Source organism: Loktanella sp. R86503 (assembly GCF_042466455.1).
Lineage (GTDB): Bacteria > Pseudomonadota > Alphaproteobacteria > Rhodobacterales > Rhodobacteraceae > Loktanella.
On record NZ_JAXHCI010000002.1, the window covers coordinates 2,967,022 to 2,981,774 of the forward strand.

Sequence of the window (14,753 nt, forward strand, 5' to 3'; positions counted from 1 at the left end):
TATTACTGCGGTCCAACGATATGAGAATTGATATAACGGTGCGCCGCCTCAATGGCCGCATTGACCGCGTCCGGCACCGATTTTCCGCGCGATTTTGCCAGCTTGATCAGCATAGGAAGGTTGGCGCCATAAAGGATGCGGCGGTTGTCCGGGCTGCAAGCACGCAGGCTAAGATTACTGGGCGAGCCACCAAACATATCGGTAACGATGATGACCCCCTGCCCGGTATCGACAGCATCGGCAGCATCGCAGATTTCGGCCTGCTTGGCATTGCGGTCATCGTCCGGCGCGATTGCAATGGCCTGTATGCCATCCTGGCGGCCGACAACATGTTCGACTGCCAAAAGATATTCCCGCGCCAGGTTCCCGTGCGCCACGATGACGATTCCGATCAAGCGTTCTGTCCCCGCACTCCGCTGGCCCCAGACCCAATCCCAGTTCCGTCGCGGCGTTCCATTTCCCTATGCCGTTTAGATACGGGCCAGCCGTCTTGCGCAAGGGATGCTGCAAGGCTTTCCGCCAACACGACGGACCGGTGTTGCCCGCCGGTACACCCAAGGCCGATCGACAGGTGCGCGCGCCCTTCATCCTTGTGGGCCGGCAGCACCAGATCAAGCAGCGCCTTAATCTGCGCGACAAACGGATCAAACCGCGGATCCCGCCCCACGTAGGCCGCAACATCGGCATCACGGCCATCCATTGCCCGCAAAAGCGGGTCCCAATGGGGATTACGCAAAAACCGGCAGTCGAACACCATGTCCAGCCCGCGCGGCAGTCCCCGCTTGTAAGAAAAGGATTGCACTGAAATACCCAGCAGCTTGCCTTTGCCCTGCGCAAACAGACGCTCGACCTCGCTACGCAGGTCATGGGGCGACAAATCGGACGTATCGATCAGCACATCGGCACGGGCGCGAATCGGGCCGAGAAGCTCTTTCTCGGCGGCGATTCCGGCCAGGGGTGGCCCGGCGGGCGCAAGCGGGTGGTGGCGGCGCGTTTCCGAATAGCGGCGGATGAGTACATCGTCATCGGAATCCAGAAACAGGACCTGCGCCTCGTGTCCCATCACGCGGCTAAGGCGGTCAATCGCCTCTATCAGCGCGTTGGTGCTGAAATCACGGTTTCGCACATCAAGCCCCAAGGCAAGCGGCCCGGCAATTGGCCCGTCCAGAAGACGCGGTAATAAGGACAGGGGAAGGTTGTCGATAACCTCGAAACCGATGTCTTCCAGCGCGTTAATCGCGGTCGAGCGCCCAGCGCCAGAAGGCCCGGTGACCAGCACAATGCGGGGGCCTGAACGATCCTGAGAAGATGAGGCGGCGTCAGTCATCAAGCGATCCGGCCCGCGCGCAGGTATTGCAATAGGGCTGGTGCAAAGGATACGCCGATTGGCCGCTGAATTAAAGGCAAGTTACATCCCAAAAGCGTTATGGCCTGCACCTGCGGCAATCGTTCCTCTGATGTCAGGTCCAGATTGACCACACAAACCAGCGGTGCCGGCGAGGCAGGTCTGGCGCGCAGGATGCCGACGCCCCGCGCCTCTATCATGCCGCGCAAAATGGCAGGGCAGCTGGCCATGACCTGATCTGCATGGCGGGACAGGATGATGCGATCATCACCGATCAGGCCGGCCCCGAACGCCATCAGCTCCAGCGCGAGCGACGATTTTCCTGAACCGGACGCCCCTTTGATCAGCAAGGCTCGCCCGTTCAGGGACACTGCACTCGCATGGACCGTTTCGGGCACGGCTTAGACCGGCAAACCCACGACGAACCGCGCGCCAAGCGGATCTGAAGTGACGTCAACTTCAGTCGGGCGGATGTTTTCGGCCCAGATGACACCGCCATGCGCCTCTACGATTTGTTTGCTGATGGCGAGGCCCAAGCCAGAGTTATTGCCAAACTGACCTTCTGGCCGTTCCGAATAGAAGCGTTTGAAAATCTTGGTCAGCGCACCGTCGGGAATTCCGGGACCGGTATCTTCGACCACGACAAGAATCCGGTTTTCGCGGCGCCGCGCCCAGACCCGAATAGCATCGCCTTCTTCGCAGAACGAAATCGCATTGGTAATTAGGTTAACAAACACCTGCGCCAGACGCCCCTCAAGGCCCTGAACCATAATCGCATGATCAGGAAGATCAGAGATGTATTCGATCCCCTTGCTGTCTGCTTCGCGGCTTAGGAATTCATTCAGATTACCCAGCATCCGAAGGAGGTCGAACGTCTCTTCCTCTTCCTTTACCAATTCTGAATCAAGGCGCGATGCATTGGAAATGTCGGAAACCAGACGATCCAGACGGCGCACATCATGCTCGATAACCTCAAGCAGTTTTTCGCGGTGCTCTTCTTTCTTGACGATCCGCAGGGACCCGACGGCAGACCGAAGCGAGGCAAGCGGGTTTTTAATCTCGTGCGCGACGTCAGCCGCGAACTGCTCGTTACCTTCGATCCGCTCGTACAGGGCCTGCACCATGCCACGCAACGCACCGGATAGCCGGCCAATTTCATCCGGACGGGCGGTCAAATCAGGAATGCGAACGCGCGTCGGTGCCATTTTGCGCGCATTCTTGTCGCGGCCAAGTTCCGCGGCGGCAGCCAGATCGGCCAGCGGATTTGCAATGGTCGAGGCAAGAACAAGGCTCAGAATGACGCTGACCGCCATACTGACCAGAAACAGGCGCAATACCTGTTCGCGCTCTCTGCTGACCAGCGCGTCAAGCTCTCCGGCGGCGCTGGTGATGGATACGACGCCAACGGGGCGACCATTCTGTTCGATCGCGGTCGCCACGGCGAAGTTTGTGCCCAGCGATGTCTGAAGCGCGCTGACTTCGATACCGCGCTCCATGACACGGGCGACATCTTCGGCGCTAAGCGGCAGGGCATCCGTGTCGGCGCCTTGATCCGACGGGACCAGATTGCGCAATCGGGTCCACGTCTGCGACAGGGCGTCAGTGATGAAGGTACGGCTGTCGCTGGGCTGCAGTTCCTGAACCGCCGCCGTGCTTGGCGTACCCGTCGCAGTCGCAAGCTGCCGGCCGGACGGCCCAAAGATGGTGACAACGATGCCGCCGCGCAGGTCCATATCATTCAAGGTACGAACGACATCAATGCCATCACCGCTTGCCAGATCAACGGGTGCAGTCAAAGGCATCCGCGCTTCCAGCACATCGGCAATCAGCTCCGCCTCGTTCACCAGGCCAGAGGCACGCTGATACGCAAGATTGTCGCGCGACGGGTTCAGGTACAACACGCCTGCAACAAGCAGGGTCATAGCCAGCAGGTTAAAGGTGATGATCTTGCGCGCAATCGGCGAAGAACGCAGGTTCACCATTTTCCGCTTTTTACGATGGCGCAGCATTTCCTGTTCACCGGCAGATTGCGGCGCGATCCAGTCGTCGCCCAGCACAAGATCCGGCTCGTTCCGGGCGGCACGGCGCACGGAATTCAGATCACGGACATCAATATGGCGGGCGGCGTCGCTCATGATCAGGCTTCGTTGTACCGGTAACCGATACCATAAAGGGTTTCGATTGCGGAAAATTCGTCGTCGGCCTGACGCATCTTTTTGCGCAAACGCTTGATGTGGCTGTCGATCGTGCGGTCATCCACATAGATCTGATCGTCGTAAGCAACGTCCATCAATTGATCCCGCGATTTCACAAAACCGGGCCGTTGCGCCAACGCCTGCAACAGCAGGAATTCCGTGACCGTCAACGACACATCGTTGCCCTTCCACTTTACCGCATGCCGCAAGGGGTCCATGGTCAGCTCGCCGCGCACCATGACCTTGTTTTCCTCAGTCTCTTCTACGACTTCGCCGCCGATGACATCCTGACGGCGCAGCAATGCACGAATACGTTCGACCAGCAGGCGCTGGCTAAAGGGCTTTTTGACGTAGTCATCGGCTCCCATCCGCAGGCCTAGAACTTCGTCGATCTCATCGTCTTTCGATGTCAGAAAAATCACCGGCATCGATGTTTTCTGCCGCAGGCGCTGCAGCAAATCCATGCCGTCCATACGCGGCATTTTGATATCCAGAACAGCCATATCCGGCATGCGCTTGTTAAAGGCATCCAGCGCGGACTGGCCGTCGTTATATGTTTCCACCTCGAAGCCTTCAGCTTCGAGCGTCATTGACACGGATGTCAGAATATTTCGATCGTCATCGACAAGTGCGATCCTGGCCATGGGTTTTCCCCTACTGCTCGATTGTTGTTATTAACTGCTTTTCCCCGAATCTTTCATGCTTTTGCCATAGCGAATCAACCCTCTATTGCGAATCAAGCGCTGATCCGTGCCTTATTTGCGGCACAAAACGCAAAGGAATGGCTAATGGGTCACAAAGTTGCGCAAACGGGCTGCTTGGTTGCGCTAACATGTCGCTGGTTGCGCTAACGTCGCAAATCCGCCCTGTTCGGTCGCAAAAACATGGTGCTAAGAGGAATGAGCCAAAGAGGCCATAAACCCCAAGGAGCGCACCAATGGACCACGGAACGGTCAACCCCGCGATGAAACTTGAAGACCAAGGCATCACCGGACTGGGCGCTGTCTATTATAACCTGTCCGCTGCCGAGCTTCAGACTGCTGCTGTTGCAAAGGGTGAAGGCATTAACGGCAAAGGCGGCACTTTCTTGGTGACCACGGGCAAACACACGGGCCGGTCGCCTAAGGACAAGTTCGTCGTACGCACGCCAGAGGTCGAAGATACGATTTGGTGGGACAACAACCCGCCGATGGACCCGGCCAAGTTCGACACGCTCTACACTGATATGCTTTCCCACTTGAACGGCGGCACTGCCTATGTACAGGATCTGTTCGGCGGGGCGGACCCTGCCTACCGGCTGGATGTACGTGTTGTGACAGAACTTGCCTGGCATGGCCTGTTCATCCGCCACTTGCTGCGCCGCCCTGACCCATCCGAATTGAACAGCTTTGTGCCGGAATTCACGATCATCAACGCACCCAGTTTCAAAGCCGACCCAGCCAAGCACGGCTGCCGGAGCGAAACCGTCATTGCGTTGAACCTTGCGAAAAAGTTGATCCTGATCGGCGGCACCGAATACGCTGGCGAAAACAAAAAGTCGGTCTTTACGCTTTTGAATTACCTGCTGCCCGATCAGGGCATCATGCCGATGCATTGCTCTGCCAATCACGCGACCGGAAATCCTGTTGATACGGCTGTCTTTTTCGGCCTGTCAGGCACGGGCAAGACCACCTTGTCCGCGGACCCGTCCCGCACGCTGATCGGTGACGATGAACACGGATGGTCAGACCGCGGCGTCTTTAACTTCGAAGGCGGCTGCTACGCCAAGACGATCAATCTTCGGGCAGAGGCAGAGCCGGAAATCTATGCCACCTGCTCCATGCCGCATACGGTGATCGAAAATATGGTCTACGATCCGGATACGCTGGAGCTCGACTTTGACGACACCAGCCTGACCGCAAACATGCGCTGCGCCTATCCGCTCGACTATATCTCTAACGCGTCGGAAACAGCGCTTGGTGGCCATCCCAAAAATATCATCATGCTGACCTGCGATGCCTTTGGTGTGCTGCCGCCGATCAGCCGACTAACACCGGCGCAGGCGATGTATCACTTCCTATCCGGCTTCACATCCAAGGTTGCCGGCACCGAACGCGGCGTGACAGAGCCAGAGCCGACCTTTTCCACCTGCTTTGGCGCGCCGTTCATGCCCCGCCGGCCAGAGGTTTACGGCAAGCTGTTGCAGGAAAAGATTGCGACCCACGGTGCTACTTGCTGGCTGGTCAACACCGGCTGGACCGGCGGGGCCTATGGCACAGGTTCGCGGATGCCGATCAAGGCGACCCGCGCCCTACTGACCGCCGCCCTTGACGGCAGCCTAGCAGAGGAAAGCTTTCGCAAGGATCCAAACTTTGGCTTTGATGTTCCGGTCGCATGCGACGGCGTCGATACGGCCCTTTTGAACCCGCGCAGCACTTGGGCCGATCCTGCGGCCTATGATGCGCAGGCCGCAAAACTGGTGCAGATGTTTTCCGACAACTTTGCCAAATACGTTCCCTTTATCGACGAAGATGTCAAAGCTGCCGCTATCGGCTAAGGAACGCTGTTTTGCCAAATGGTGCCTTTCCAGCGCCGCAGGAATGATTAGGGTCGGGCCATGCGCCTGACCCTTTTCATATCTGCCCTGCTTACAATGCCGGTGGCTGCCGCAGCTGAAACCTATGTCAGCCCGGCGATCGGTGCTTTGGAAAACGGCGTCATCTGCCCGCCGCCGTCGGTGGGCGATGCCCCGGCCCCCGGCACCGTCGCCGGCGTGACCCACCTGGTGGACGAAGATCCGCCTTTTGTATCCACGTCCCGCCGGGTTCCGGCCGTGCTGGGCATCGGATTCGGGGTGAAAACCCTGACCGCCGACATCATGGGCCTGCCCGAGGTGACAATGACCGTCACCCACCCGCCCATGGGCAAGGATGGCGCGACACAGCAAAGCTTTTTGACGCGGATCGACGGCGGCACCCCGTCGCTGACGTTCTACCAGTTCGATTTCGCCTATGAACTGGTGCAAGGCACATGGGAAATGGAAGCGGTCAAAGATGGCAAGGTGCTGTATCGGACCACGTTCGACGTTGTCGCACCCAAGGATGCGCCAGAGCTGGCCCGCATCTGCGGCTTTGAGGAGCTGCTGTCCTAGGTCAGCCCATCACTCCGCGCCGGATCAGGTTTGCCCCGGCGACAATCAAGACAAGCAGCGTCACCTTGCGGAACATGTCCTGATTGAACCGGTCACCCAGCCGAAAACCGGCCCACATGCCAATCACTGCGGGCACCACCAGCAGGGCGGACAGCTGCCATGTATGCGCGTTCAGTACACCTGATTTCAGGTGGCCAAGGCATAGCATGACAGACCCCAGACCATAGATGACGCCTTGCACGGCCATTTGCTTTGCCCGCGGTGTGCGCAACGCCAGCAGATACAGCACTGTTGGCGGCCCCCATGTGCCAGCCAGACCGCCAAGCGTGCCTGCCGACAGCCCGGCACCCCATTCGAACGGTCGGCGCAGATGTGCCGGAATTGTGGGCTGCCAACCCAAAAGCTGCACGGCACACAGCGCGACGACCGGAACGCCAAGGATCACAAACATCGCATCGGCCGAAATTGCGGTCAAAAACTGGGCGGAAACCAGGATCATTACGCAGACGATCAACAGATAACGCCAATGTTCGGCAACCGCCGACCGCGCGGGGCCAAGTCCGGACCGCGCAATCTGCCATCCGTTGCTGACCAGAATCGGCAGGATAATTCCTGCAACAACAAGCTGTGGATCAATCACGATGCCCATGCCGCTGATCATGATCAGCGGCATCGCAAAGCCGACGGCCCCCTTGATGAAACCGCCAAGCAGCGTCACCAGACACGCGAACAGAACGATATGAAGCGGAATTACAGCAAGGATATCAGTCATATTGGCGGCACCTTGCGCGATCCGTCCTTAAAGTGCCACGCAAATCAACCGCGACATTTTAGTATGCGACATAGATATATTTCGCATTAATGTTGCGCTGCAAATGCAAACACTTTATCCGTGCAACTGCAACATAAAGGGAAAAGCGGATGGCACACGACGGAGCAGGCCCCATGACACACACAGCCATTCTTGCAGACTTGACCGATCTGACCCGATCCGCACTGGCGGCTGTTCTGTCCTATACCGACCAGGCGAAATCCGCCGTAGCCACGCTTGTCAGCGAAAACGGCCGCGTTTCGGCGCAGCTGATCGACCAGCACCAGCCCGCGGCACATGGATTGGCTTGGCTTGCGACATATGCGCAGGCTTTGCAGCAAATGCAGTCCTGGGCTGACCGGCTGGCCGCCAACAACCGCTTTGGCGAAGTCGAGGCCCTGATCCTGCAGATCGCCTTTGGCGAATATCTGTCCCAGATCGCCGGCGGCATTCCGATGAACCAGACCGAAGTTGTGCGCGCCACCGACTTTGGCCTGACGCCTGCCGACCTTGCGCCTCTGAACGCCCCTGCGCCCGCGGCTCTGATGGCCGGCGGCAATACGCAAGCGGCCCGTTCCATGCTGGCGCAGCTGATGCAGGACCGCACGGCAGAGCTAACAGTCGGCGCATCGGGCCTTGATGAAGAGCTTGAGATGATTCGAGACCAATTCCGGCGTTTCAGCCGGGAAAAAGTCGAACCCTTTGCCCATGACTGGCACTTGAAAGATGAACTGATCCCGATGGAGATCATCGACGAAATGGCCGAGTTGGGCGTCTTTGGCTTGACCATTCCAGAAGATTTCGGCGGTTTTGGCCTGTCCAAATCCGCCATGTGCGTGGTGTCAGAGGAGCTTTCGCGTGGCTATATCGGCGTTGGCTCGCTTGGGACGCGGTCCGAAATCGCGGCAGAGCTGATCCTGTGCGGCGGCACAGAGGCGCAAAAGCAGCAGTGGCTGCCGAAGCTTGCCAGTGGTGAAACCCTGCCGACTGCAGTGTTCACAGAGCCGAATACAGGCTCTGATCTGGGTGCCTTGCGCACCCGCGCCGTCCCCGATGACGACGATTGGAAAATTACCGGCAACAAGACGTGGATCACCCACGCCGCCCGCACCCATGTGATGACGGTGCTGGCACGAACCGACCCTGACACGACCGACTATCGCGGCCTATCGATGTTTCTGGCCGAAAAGACCCCCGGCACGGACGCGGCCCCCTTTCCCGATCCCGGCCTGACCGGAGGCGAGATCGAGGTCCTCGGTTATCGCGGAATGAAGGAATACGAACTGGCCTTCGATGGCTTTGCGGTGAAAGGTGAAAACCTGCTGGGCGGACAGACGGGCAAGGGGTTCAAGCAGTTAATGCAGACCTTTGAATCGGCGCGCATTCAAACCGCCGCCCGTGCGATTGGCGTGGCGCAATCCGCCCTTGATGAAGGCATGAAATATGCCCAAGACCGCAAGCAATTCGGCAAATCGCTGATCGACTTTCCCCGCGTATCCGGCAAACTGGCCATGATGGCAGTCGAAATTATGGTTGCCCGCCAGCTGACCTATTTCAGCGCCCACGAAAAGGACGAAGGCCGCCGCTGCGACCTGGAGGCGGGGATGGCAAAGCTGCTAGGTGCCCGCGTCGCCTGGTCCTGCGCTGACAATGCGCTGCAAATCCACGGCGGCAACGGGTTCGCGCTGGAATACAAGATCAGCCGTATTCTGTGCGATGCCCGTATTCTGAACATCTTTGAAGGGGCCGCCGAAATTCAGGCGCAGGTGATCGCCCGCCGCCTGCTGGATTAGGCGGGCTGCGCGCGGGGCAATCCCAAACGTGGATGCAGGTTGCCGGCGACGATATAGCCGGCGGCCAGCCCCATGCCGCAGGCTGCAAAGATCCCCGCCACCGGGGCGACGAACAGGATCATCGCGGCCACAGCGGGTGTTGTAATACCCGACGCATCCCGAAAGGTCGCATAGACAGCAACCATTTCCGTCCGTTCAGCCGGGCGCACCGCCATCAGAAACGGCAGACCGCCGCAAACATCCAGCAGAACCAGCGCAACAGATCCGGCCATGATGCAGCCCACCGTCAGCCACGGCCAGCCTGACAATAAAAAGCCCACCATGAACAGACTGGCAGAGATGGCAAACCCCAGCCGCACGCCACGCCTTACACCGATCCGTCTGACCCTGCGCAGCATCAGCGGTGTCGTGAACAGCAGCCCGTTGCTTAGGCTTAGTGCGATCGCCGCGACCTTGTCGCCAAGGCCCGCCTCGATGCAGAATATGGGCAGATAAACGATATAGACCCACCATCCGCAGGATCGCATGACTGCAAAGAACCAGCCGGCAATCAATCGTGGCTGCGCGGCAAACCGCCCTAGGTAAGCCAGCGGATTGGGCGCGGGAGCCTGCGCCCGTGCAATCTGTCGGCCATTCCCAAGCCGCAACCGCCAGAACTCCAACGCCAGACCCAGCGCAAAGATGCCAGCCAGAATGAACGGCGCAGGGGCCCACCAGTTCAGCAGCGTCACCCCAAGGATTGGCCCGACGCTCCATGGCACGGCGCTATAAACCATGCGCATCGCTTCATTGCGGCCCAGCTCGATCCGGTTGATGTAGTCAAGAACATAGGCGTTCAGGCATATGGTAAAGGTCACCGTGCCGACCGCGTTGAACAGCAACACAAGCGCCTTTCCCTGTGCGCCACCGAACAAGGCCATCAAAACGCCCGCAAGGTAGAACGCGCAGGCCAGTGTCAGCATCCAGCGGCGCGGGATATAGCGCGCAGCGTAAGGCACCATCAGCCCGAAAAACATCGATCCTATGCCGACGCACAGGTAAATCCGACTGACCACCGCCGCATCGCCATAGGCGCGATAGATCACAAGCGGCATAACCGACAGCAAGGTCGCGCGGATGCACGCCTCTAGCGCGGACAGACGGGCGAAATCGCTGATCTTGGGCGTCGGGGCGTGGGTCAGGTAAAGCGGAGCGCGAGGCGCAATCATGGCGCGGGGACCTTGTTGGACCCTTTGGCTGTGACAGCGCCTGCCGGGCAGCGCTTTTCCAAATGCGACACCCGGTGTCGATTATGCCTGCAGGACGCCATCCAGCAATCTGTCATCCATCCTGTCACCATGCAGCACGCTGACATCCCCCGTCGGTTCGAATACGACGGCACGGATCTGGGAAAATTCCAGCGCATTCGCCTCGCGCAGTTTGCCGACAAGGTCGCCGGTCGTCATGCCAGAACGGTGCAGGTTGTCTTTCAGAATTTCACCGTCCCGCATGATCAGCAGCGGGTCGTTATCCGTGACGTCGACCAACCCCTTGAACCGGGACCGGGCCTGCGCAATGACGGATTGCACTGTGAATAGCGTCGCCAAGGCCAGAGCGCCTTGCCAGAACGGCGTTGTCGTCGACATTGCCGTCGTCGCCACGACAGAGCCGATGGCCACAGTCACCGCAAAATCAAAACCCGACATTTTCGAAAACGACCGCAATCCAAACACGCGTGTCAGCGCCACGACAAAGACGATAGCCCCGATGGATTGCAGTATGATCTGAACGAATGGTGCAAGCATCATGTTCCTCCTTCAAAGGGGCAACACGCGCCTGCCGGTGATCGTTCCACCGAAGGTCAATCCGATCGCTGTATCGCGTCCAGCAACCTGTTCCGGGCGGGCAGCACGCGGTCAGCATCCAGCGACCGCAACAGGCGATGTTCAACGAAATAGCCGGTCGTCGCCAAAGCTTTTATGATTTCCGGCGTCGTAGCCTCGCCCTTTCCGGCCAGAACGGGCGGTAGCAACAGCAGACGGCTGGCCCATTCGCCTGCCGCCTCTCGGCTGACAGCGCGGCCAGACCGGGGCGACACAAAGGCAAGGTCTTCGTTCACGCCGCGGACCGCGCAGGCGCTTAGATCCATGCCAAAGCCCAGATCGTCGAGCAGGGCCTGTTCCCACCGCAGATAGGCAAGCGGCCAGATGTCAGTCTGCCCCAGCAGATCCAGCAGCTGAACGGTTTGCGAATATAGGTCGGCGTGTGCTTCGCGTTCGGGCAGCACAACGGACAACAGGCCGCAGACGGCATTCAGACCCGCAAGGGCAAGGCGGTCGCTCATTGCGTTGACGGCCCGGCTGCGCAACGGCTCGACCGTGAATGACCCCAGATGATTATCCAGCCGCGCCTTCCACGTCACGGCGATCTGTGCCCCCGGCTGAAGCGACGGCGCAATCTTGCGACTGATCCCGCCCCGCACGGCGCCGGCGTGACGCCCGTGTTCAATCGTAAAGACTTCGACAATCGCCGAGGTCTCTCCATGCGGGCGCACGCGGAGCACGGCGCCTTCGTCCTGCCAGCTGATCATAGGCGCAATCCTATCACCATATTTCAGGCGACCATAGCTTTACCGATGGCTTGGCTGCCCACGAGGGGGCGCATCAATCCAGTCCGGGCTGATCCAGCAGGTGGCGACCTTGACGATCTTCCACCTCGATCACCCATAGATCGCTGTCGAACCCGCGCTGTTTCGCGATAGAGGCGTCGACATCCGCCTCTGCCCCTTCGGCCAGCGTGACCCAGACGCGGTCGCCCGACATCAGATCAAACGACCGGTTAAATGCCGCGGCCTGCCCGTCCAGCGTATTAAGTTTGATCAACACCGCACCCGCTGTTGCATCACCGCGAGCGACCACGAAAGCCGGAATATCCAATACCCGCAGCCGTGCAAGATAGGCACTGACCCAAAGGTCCGCCGTCAGGCGTGGTTCAGGCATCGCCGTCTTTGAAGTTCAGGCCCATTTCGTCGTAACGCTCTTTGTCTTCCAGCCAGTTCGACCGCACTTTGACCTGCAGAAACAGATGCACCTTGCGCCCGAGCAACTCTTCCATCTCGGCGCGGGCGGCTTGGCCAACGGCCTTGATCGTCTCGCCCTTGTTGCCCAGCACGATGCCTTTGTGACCGTCGCGGATCACATAGATCAGTTGGTCAATCTTGGCGGAACCATCTGGGCGCTCTTCCCAGTTTTCGGTTTCCACCGTCAATTGGTAAGGCAGTTCCTGATGCAGGCGCAGCGTCAGTTTTTCCCGCGTCATTTCAGCGGCAATATTGCGCAGCGGCGAGTCGGAAATTTCATCGTCCGGATAAAGCCACGGCCCCGCAGGTACAGCCCCGGCAAGCCAGTGTTTCAGCGCGTCGCAGCCATGGCCACGCTCTGCGCTGATCATGAACGTTTCCTCGAAGGCAAAAGCCTCGTTCATTTGCTGCGACAGCTGCAGCAGGGCCTCGGTCTTGACCCGGTCAATCTTGTTAATCGCCAGCGCGACCTTGGCCTTGCCGACCCGTTCGGCAAGCACTTCCAAAATGGCCTTCACCCCGGCGGTGATACCGCGATGCGCCTCGATCAGCAGTACGACAACATCGGCGTCGCCAGCGCCGCCCCAGGCGGCGGCAACCATTGCACGGTCGAGGCGGCGCTTGGGCGCAAACAGACCGGGAGTATCAACAAAGACCAATTGGGATGCGCCATCCTGCGCCACACCGCGAATACGCGCGCGGGTGGTCTGGACCTTATGCGTCACGATGCTGACCTTTGCGCCCACCATCCGGTTCAGCAGCGTGGATTTGCCTGCGTTCGGCTCGCCTATCAAGGCGACAAAGCCTGCGCGTGTTTCGTCCGTCATTGTCCGACCCTTTCGAGCAGGGCCTGCGCCGCTGCTTGTTCCGCCTGCCGCTTGGCCCCTGCGGTTGCCTCGGCATGCTCGCCGGATTCTAGTGTAACACGAATTGTGAAAACCGGCTGATGATCCGGTCCTGTGCGCGCAACTTCGGTATAAACCGGCGGAGGTGCACCGCGCCCCTGCGCCCATTCCTGCAGCGCTGTCTTTGCATCGCGGGCGTCAGCGGCAACGCTGCCAACACGCGATTTCCAATGCTTCAGGATCACCTTGCGGGCCGCGTCATAGCCAGCGTCATAATAAACCGCAGCGATGACCGCTTCCATTGCATCAGCCAAAAGGGCTTCTTTACGGCGCCCGCCGGATTGCATTTCAGAGCGGCCCAGCTTCAACACCTCGCCCAGCCCGATGTCCCGCGCCACAGCGGCACAGGTTTCGCGGCGCACCAAGGCATTGTAGCGCGGTGCCAGCAGCCCTTCGGCAGCACCCGGATCAGCTTGCAACAGCGCTTCGGCAATCACGAGTCCAAGCACACGGTCGCCCAGAAACTCCAGCCGCTGGTTGTCGTCGCGGTGTACGCTGGACATGCTGGAATGCGTCACCGCGCGCACCAAAAGAGCCGGGTCGGCAAAGTCATGACCCACGCGGGCGGCAAAGCCCGTCAATTGTGCTGATAGCTTCACTCGATCCCCTTGAAGAAACGATCGCTGCGCCAGGTCCAGAATGCCAGCATGGATGCCCCGGCAGAGGAAAAGATAACCCGATCCGCGCGGCCGACAATGTCTTCGCGCGGCACAAAGCCGACGCCGTTCAGCGACTGAGGCACGCGGCTGTCAGTGGAATTATCGCGGTTGTCACCCATGAAGAAGAAGTTGTCGGCAGGCACCGTGAAGACGCCGGTATTATCAAGCGAGCGGTTGCCGATATTCAGGATATCGTGGCTGACGCCGCCCAGCAGTGTTTCGGTGCTGCGTTCCTTGATGCAGTCCGCCCCCGGACCGACTGGCGCATTGGCACAGGACGGCAACGCCTGCTCGGGTCCTTGTGGTGCGTAGGTTTCAACAAATATGCCGTTGTCTTCGACCTTCACCGCTTCACCATTAATATAAAGCAGGCCGTCCTTCATCTGGATTTTATCGCCCGGAAGACCGATCAGACGCTTGATGAAATCGCGTCCTGTCACAGGGTGGCGGAAAACGACGACATCGCCCCGTTCCGGATCGGACCCGAACAGACGTTCGGTTTTACCCTGGAACGCACCGCAAAAGTCATCGGCACCGATATCGACGCCAAGCGCAGGGATCAGGATCGACGGGCAAGAGGCGTAGGAGTAACCGTAAGCCATTTTGTTGACGAACAAAAAGTCGCCAATCAACAGCGTGTCCTTCATTGATCCCGATGGAATCCAAAAGGGCTGGAACAAAATTGTGCGGAAAAGACCGGCAATCAACAGGGCGTATACCACTGTTTTCACGGTCTCGATCACTCCGGCCACCACGCCCGTCTTTTCGGCCATCGCAATTTTTCCTAATTCAAGCTTTGCAGGGCTACATGATCGCACGCACTCTGCCTGTCAAGGTAGGGTGCCCGCCCCCGCGGT

Annotated in this window: 16 protein-coding genes; 3 read left to right on the top strand and 13 right to left on the bottom strand. The window is 59.3% G+C overall.

Annotation, left to right across the window (positions count from 1 at the left end; all coding sequences use genetic code 11):
- Positions 1 to 2: 2 nt before the first annotated feature.
- Genes SJY10_RS15665 through SJY10_RS15685 form a run of 5 tightly spaced genes read right to left on the bottom strand, consistent with a single transcriptional unit; the run spans position 3 to position 4,184 of the window.
- On the bottom strand, positions 3 to 395 hold the full coding sequence (locus SJY10_RS15665) for a PTS sugar transporter subunit IIA (protein WP_090190653.1): 393 nt from the start codon (positions 393 to 395) through the stop codon (positions 3 to 5).
- Positions 392 to 1,327 carry an RNase adapter RapZ gene (rapZ, locus tag SJY10_RS15670; RefSeq protein WP_386684320.1) on the bottom strand — a complete coding sequence of 312 codons (936 nt, stop codon included), beginning with the start codon at positions 1,325 to 1,327 and terminating at the stop codon, positions 392 to 394. Before rapZ ends, SJY10_RS15665 begins: the two co-directional genes overlap by 4 nt.
- On the bottom strand, positions 1,327 to 1,743 hold the full coding sequence (locus SJY10_RS15675) for an HPr kinase/phosphorylase (RefSeq protein ID WP_386684323.1): 417 nt from the start codon (positions 1,741 to 1,743) through the stop codon (positions 1,327 to 1,329). The genes rapZ and SJY10_RS15675 overlap by 1 nt, the downstream gene beginning before the upstream one ends.
- Before the next feature lie 3 nt (positions 1,744 to 1,746).
- Positions 1,747 to 3,480, bottom strand: a complete 1,734-nt coding sequence (locus SJY10_RS15680) for a sensor histidine kinase (protein ID WP_386684326.1) — start codon at positions 3,478 to 3,480, stop codon at positions 1,747 to 1,749.
- A 2-nt stretch (positions 3,481 to 3,482) separates the two neighbouring features.
- On the bottom strand, positions 3,483 to 4,184 hold the full coding sequence (locus tag SJY10_RS15685) for a response regulator transcription factor (protein WP_386684328.1): 702 nt from the start codon (positions 4,182 to 4,184) through the stop codon (positions 3,483 to 3,485).
- A 293-nt stretch (positions 4,185 to 4,477) separates the two neighbouring features.
- On the opposite strand from SJY10_RS15685, the gene SJY10_RS15690 reads away from it, so the two are divergent.
- Together SJY10_RS15690 and SJY10_RS15695 are read left to right on the top strand one after the other, a co-directional pair.
- The gene (locus SJY10_RS15690) at positions 4,478 to 6,076 is read left to right on the top strand and encodes a phosphoenolpyruvate carboxykinase (RefSeq protein WP_386684331.1); all 1,599 of its coding nucleotides are present in this window, start codon (positions 4,478 to 4,480) and stop codon (positions 6,074 to 6,076) included.
- Between the two features lie 60 nt (positions 6,077 to 6,136).
- Entirely contained in the window at positions 6,137 to 6,670 is a 534-nt protein-coding gene (locus tag SJY10_RS15695) for a DUF3859 domain-containing protein (RefSeq protein ID WP_386684334.1), read from the top strand.
- Position 6,671: 1 nt separating this feature from the next.
- On the opposite strand, the gene SJY10_RS15700 is transcribed toward SJY10_RS15695, so the two are convergent.
- On the bottom strand, positions 6,672 to 7,442 hold the full coding sequence (locus tag SJY10_RS15700; RefSeq protein ID WP_386684336.1) for a sulfite exporter TauE/SafE family protein: 771 nt from the start codon (positions 7,440 to 7,442) through the stop codon (positions 6,672 to 6,674).
- Positions 7,443 to 7,591: 149 nt separating this feature from the next.
- Between SJY10_RS15700 and SJY10_RS15705 the strand changes: the two genes are divergently transcribed.
- A complete protein-coding gene (locus SJY10_RS15705; RefSeq protein WP_386684338.1) occupies positions 7,592 to 9,274 on the top strand; it encodes an acyl-CoA dehydrogenase family protein in 1,683 nt (560 codons plus the stop codon).
- On the opposite strand, the gene SJY10_RS15710 is transcribed toward SJY10_RS15705, so the two are convergent.
- From SJY10_RS15710 to lepB, 7 genes are all read right to left on the bottom strand, one after another.
- The gene (locus SJY10_RS15710; protein ID WP_386684340.1) at positions 9,271 to 10,482 is read right to left on the bottom strand and encodes an MFS transporter; all 1,212 of its coding nucleotides are present in this window, start codon (positions 10,480 to 10,482) and stop codon (positions 9,271 to 9,273) included. The genes SJY10_RS15705 and SJY10_RS15710 overlap by 4 nt on opposite strands.
- A gap of 81 nt (positions 10,483 to 10,563) precedes the next feature.
- Positions 10,564 to 11,061, bottom strand: a complete 498-nt coding sequence (locus SJY10_RS15715; protein ID WP_386684343.1) for a DUF421 domain-containing protein — start codon at positions 11,059 to 11,061, stop codon at positions 10,564 to 10,566.
- A gap of 53 nt (positions 11,062 to 11,114) precedes the next feature.
- Complete coding sequence (gene recO, locus SJY10_RS15720; protein ID WP_386684345.1) at positions 11,115 to 11,843, bottom strand: DNA repair protein RecO; 729 nt, start codon at positions 11,841 to 11,843, stop codon at positions 11,115 to 11,117.
- Between the two features lie 73 nt (positions 11,844 to 11,916).
- Positions 11,917 to 12,252: a DUF1491 family protein gene (locus SJY10_RS15725; protein WP_386684348.1), complete on the bottom strand. Its 336-nt coding sequence runs from the start codon at positions 12,250 to 12,252 to the stop codon at positions 11,917 to 11,919.
- Complete coding sequence (era, locus tag SJY10_RS15730) at positions 12,245 to 13,159, bottom strand: GTPase Era (RefSeq protein ID WP_386684350.1); 915 nt, start codon at positions 13,157 to 13,159, stop codon at positions 12,245 to 12,247. The genes SJY10_RS15725 and era overlap by 8 nt, the downstream gene beginning before the upstream one ends.
- Positions 13,156 to 13,836 (bottom strand): ribonuclease III, encoded by a 681-nt coding sequence (gene rnc, locus SJY10_RS15735; protein WP_386684352.1) that lies wholly within the window; start codon positions 13,834 to 13,836, stop codon positions 13,156 to 13,158. Before rnc ends, era begins: the two co-directional genes overlap by 4 nt.
- Positions 13,833 to 14,669: a signal peptidase I gene (lepB, locus tag SJY10_RS15740; protein WP_386684355.1), complete on the bottom strand. Its 837-nt coding sequence runs from the start codon at positions 14,667 to 14,669 to the stop codon at positions 13,833 to 13,835. Before lepB ends, rnc begins: the two co-directional genes overlap by 4 nt.
- Positions 14,670 to 14,753 lie beyond the last annotated feature (84 nt).